Source organism: Arthrobacter sp. I3 (assembly GCF_000520575.1).
Lineage (GTDB): Bacteria > Actinomycetota > Actinomycetes > Actinomycetales > Micrococcaceae > Arthrobacter > Arthrobacter humicola_A.
Window position 1 is genome coordinate 57,804 of record NZ_KI914915.1, and the last position, 3,555, is coordinate 61,358.

The window sequence follows — 3,555 nt, forward strand, 5'->3', positions numbered from 1 at the left end:
CCGCGGGTGTCGTCGCCGGTGCCGGGGTTCTCCACCTTGATTACCCGCGCGCCGAGGTCAGCCAGCATCATCCCGGCATGCGGGCCGGCGAGGGCGCGGCTCAGGTCCACTACGAGATAGCCGGTGAGGGGGCCTTCGGCGTCGGGCATGGGTTCGGTGCTCATGGACGTGTTCCTTCTTTGGTCGGTCGTGGCGGGTGCGCGGTGGGCTTGCGCAGTTGGTTGATTTGTCGGCTACATCCAGCGGTCACATCCAGCCCGGGACTACCATGACCAGCCAGGCGACGGCCGGTCCGACGGCGACGACGATGCCGCTGTAGGCCAGGATCTGCTTGTAGAACCTGTCCTTGTCCACGTCCTCGGGCGCGTTGGCCAGGACCAGGGCGCCGTTGGTGGAGAACGGGGACACATCCACGATCGTGGAGGCCACGGCCAGGGCGGCGATCACGCCGACGGCGCCGACCTCGCCGGTGGCCAGGAACGGCACCGCCAGTGGAATGAGGGCCGCGAGGATGGCGGTTGAGGAGGCGAAGGCCGAGACGATGGCACCGATGTAGCAGATCAGCAGGGCGGCGAGCAGGGGCATGCCGAGGTCCGCCACTCCGCCGGACACGAATGCGATGGTGCCGGCTTCTTCGAGGACGCCCACGAACGTGAGCATGCCGCAGATGAGCAGGACCGTGGACCAGCTGATCTTGTTGACGGCGCCCTTCTGCGCTGCGGGAGACACGAGGGCGAGGACGATCGCGATGGTGATTGAAACGAAGCCGACATCCACCTTGAATCCGAGCGAGATGACGGCCAGGGCGATCAGGCCAAGGATGGTGATGAGCTGGGGCATGGATGCACGGGCGCCGCTGGCCGGAGGTGCGCCGGCCGGGGCGGGACCGGCGGCCGAGGATGTACCGGAGCCTGAGGTGCCCTTGGCCGAGACGCCGGCGGCGGAGATGTCGGATCCGGATCCCTGCAGCGTGACGCCGGCGGCGCGGGCACCCACGCTGACGGACAGGCGCTTTTCTGCGGCCTGTTCCACCAGCCGCCCGCCCGGGGTGGTCATCAGTTTGCCGCCGCCGAGGACGACAAACAGCACCAGCGCGATGGCCAGGTTGAAGAGGAAACTCGCCAGGAAGATCGCCATCGGGTTGGCGTCCAGCTCCGTCCTGGCAATGATGCTGTTGACGGTGACGCCATAAACGGCGATGGGGGAGAAGCCGCCGGCCTGCGCGCCGTGGATCACCATCATGCCCATCATGAGCGGATTGATTTTGTGTTTGGCGGCGAAGCTGAGGGCGATCGGCGCGATGATGGCCACGGCGGCCGGGGAGAGGGCGCCGACGGCGGTAATCACCGCGGTGATGGAGAACATGACCCACGGGATCAGGGCGACCTTGCTGCCGACCAGCCGGACGGCGCCCCGGACCAGCAGGTCGATGGTGCCGTTGTTTTGCGCGATGGCGAACAGGTAGGTAACCCCGACGATGGTCAGGAACAGGCCGCCGGGGAAGTTGGCCAGGATGTCGTTGGTGGACATCCCCAGCACCACGGAGCCCAGCAGGAAGGCGCCGACGAAGGCCAAGGCACCCATGTTGAGCGGCAGCACCGTGGCCAGAAGGAACATCACCGCCAAGATGATGATGGACAGGACGGGAGCGGACATCGTTGTTCCTCCGGATCGAAGTGGGTCGTTACTGGCTTAGTGGCCTAGCCTCCTAGACACTAGGTGTCTTTGTCAATAGTTCTCCGGTAGTCTTAGGGGTCAGGACAGGCTGGAAGGACGCGCATGGCAAAGCAGGCGGCAACGCATCAGATTTCCCGCGTTTCGCGGCCCCGGCTTTACGAGCAGCTGGTGGAGCAGATCATGGACTTCATCGAGTCCGCCCAGCTGGGCCCCGGGGACACATTGCCGGCCGAACGGGAACTTGCCGAGCGGCTGGGTGTTTCGCGTGCCACCCTGGCGCAGGCCCTGGTGGCCCTCGAGGTGCTTGGCGTGATCGACGTCCAGCACGGCACCGGAGCGGTGCTGGTCTACCGGCCGAACGTTCCATCCGTGATCAAAGGCCTCCGCGAACACCGGAGCCGTCTGCCCGAGATCGTTGAGGCGCGGAGCACGCTGGAGGTCAAGCTGGCCGAACTGGCCGCGGCCCGCCGCACGGAGCAGGACATGGACGCGATCGATCACGCCCTCGAAGCCATGGCGGCAGAGGTCGCCTCAGGAGACCGCGGCGCACGCGGCGACGAGCTGTTCCACCAGGCCGTCACCGCCGCGGCCCACTCGGCGGTCCTGGCCCAGCTCATGACCTTCATTGCCGGCATGGTCCTGGAAACGCGCCTCGAATCGCTCGGACAGCCCGGTCGGCCTGAGCAGTCGCTCGCCTCCCACCGCAAGATCGCCGACGCGATCAGGTCCGGGGACTCGGCGGCCGCCGCGGCGGCGATGCTGGAGCACATTGATCTTGTCTCCGACGTTGCCCTCCTGAAGAACAGCTAGACCGGAACAAACGTGAACCTTTCCTTCGATCCGCCGTGTGGCCCGATCACCGGATGGCGCGACGGCGCCGTCGTGCGTGCCGCCGGCATTCCCTACGCCACCGCGGAACGCTTTCAGCCGCCCGCGCCGGCACCCGACTGGTCCGAGACGCTCGAGGCGACATCCCTGTCTCCGGCGTGCCCGCAGGCGCCGGTGCCCTTCCTGGATGACGTGCTCGGCACCCGCTACGGCGAACTTCCGGGCAGCGAGGATTGCCAGCGCCTGACCATCACCCTGCCGGCCGATCTCCACGGCGGTGAACGGCTGCCGGTAATGGTGTGGCTGCACGGCGGGTCCTACACGTCCGGTTCCGGGGATCTGGCGATCTTCGACCCCGCAGCGCTGGTTGCCGAAACCCGGGTGATCGTCGTTTCGGTGACCTACCGGCTGGGCCTCTTCGGATATTTGTCCACCAGCACCGGCCGTCCCGCCAACCTCGGCCTGCTCGACCAGATCGAGGCGTTCCGGTGGGTGCAGCGCAACATCGCATCCTTCGGCGGCGATCCGGGCCGCGTCACGGCGTTCGGGCAATCCGCGGGCGGCGACGCCGTCGCGCACCTCATGGCGACCCCTGACGCGGCGTCGCTCTTCCAGCGCGCCATCATTCAAAGTGCGCCGCTGGGCATTACCAGGGGGCGGGAAAGGATGACCGCCGCCATGGGGGTGGCCGCGGAGGCCGTTACCGCCGCGACTCCGGCGATGGACGTCGTCGCTATTGAAGAGGACGTGGCGCGGGCGGCGAGGAAGTTCGGTCTGATGGCTGCCATGCCGTTCGGGATCCAGTACGGGCATTCACCCCTGCCCGAGGAATCCGGGCTTGACCGGGCCTGGAATGCCGCTGCCCCGGCGATCGACATCCTGATCGGCTACACAGCGGAGGAAGCCCGGCTGTTTCTGCCGCGCAGCCCGCGCCTGGACCGGGTAGCGAGGATTCCCGTGGTCGGCAGCGCAGTGCTCAAGACGGTCACATGGGTGGTTACGGAATTGGTGTACGGCAAAGCGGCCAGGCAATTTGCCAGGCGGCATGTG

General features: G+C 67.2%; 4 protein-coding genes. 2 read left to right on the forward strand and 2 right to left on the reverse strand.

The window, feature by feature from the left end; translation table 11 throughout:
* On the reverse strand, positions 1–164 hold a 164-nt coding region (locus Y706_RS27955; RefSeq protein WP_173403063.1), incomplete at its 3' end, for a CoA transferase.
* An 82-nt stretch (positions 165–246) separates the two neighbouring features.
* Positions 247–1,656, reverse strand: coding sequence for an SLC13 family permease (locus Y706_RS0107975; protein WP_028276185.1), 1,410 nt, complete (start codon positions 1,654–1,656; stop codon positions 247–249).
* Between the two features lie 123 nt (positions 1,657–1,779).
* On the opposite strand from Y706_RS0107975, the gene Y706_RS0107980 reads away from it, so the two are divergent.
* Both Y706_RS0107980 and Y706_RS0107985 read left to right on the forward strand, forming a co-directional pair.
* On the forward strand, positions 1,780–2,487 hold the full coding sequence (locus tag Y706_RS0107980; protein WP_028276186.1) for a FadR/GntR family transcriptional regulator: 708 nt from the start codon (positions 1,780–1,782) through the stop codon (positions 2,485–2,487).
* 12 nt (positions 2,488–2,499) lie between these two features.
* A partial coding sequence (locus tag Y706_RS0107985; RefSeq protein WP_043435405.1) for a carboxylesterase family protein occupies positions 2,500–3,555 on the forward strand: 1,056 nt, incomplete at its 3' end.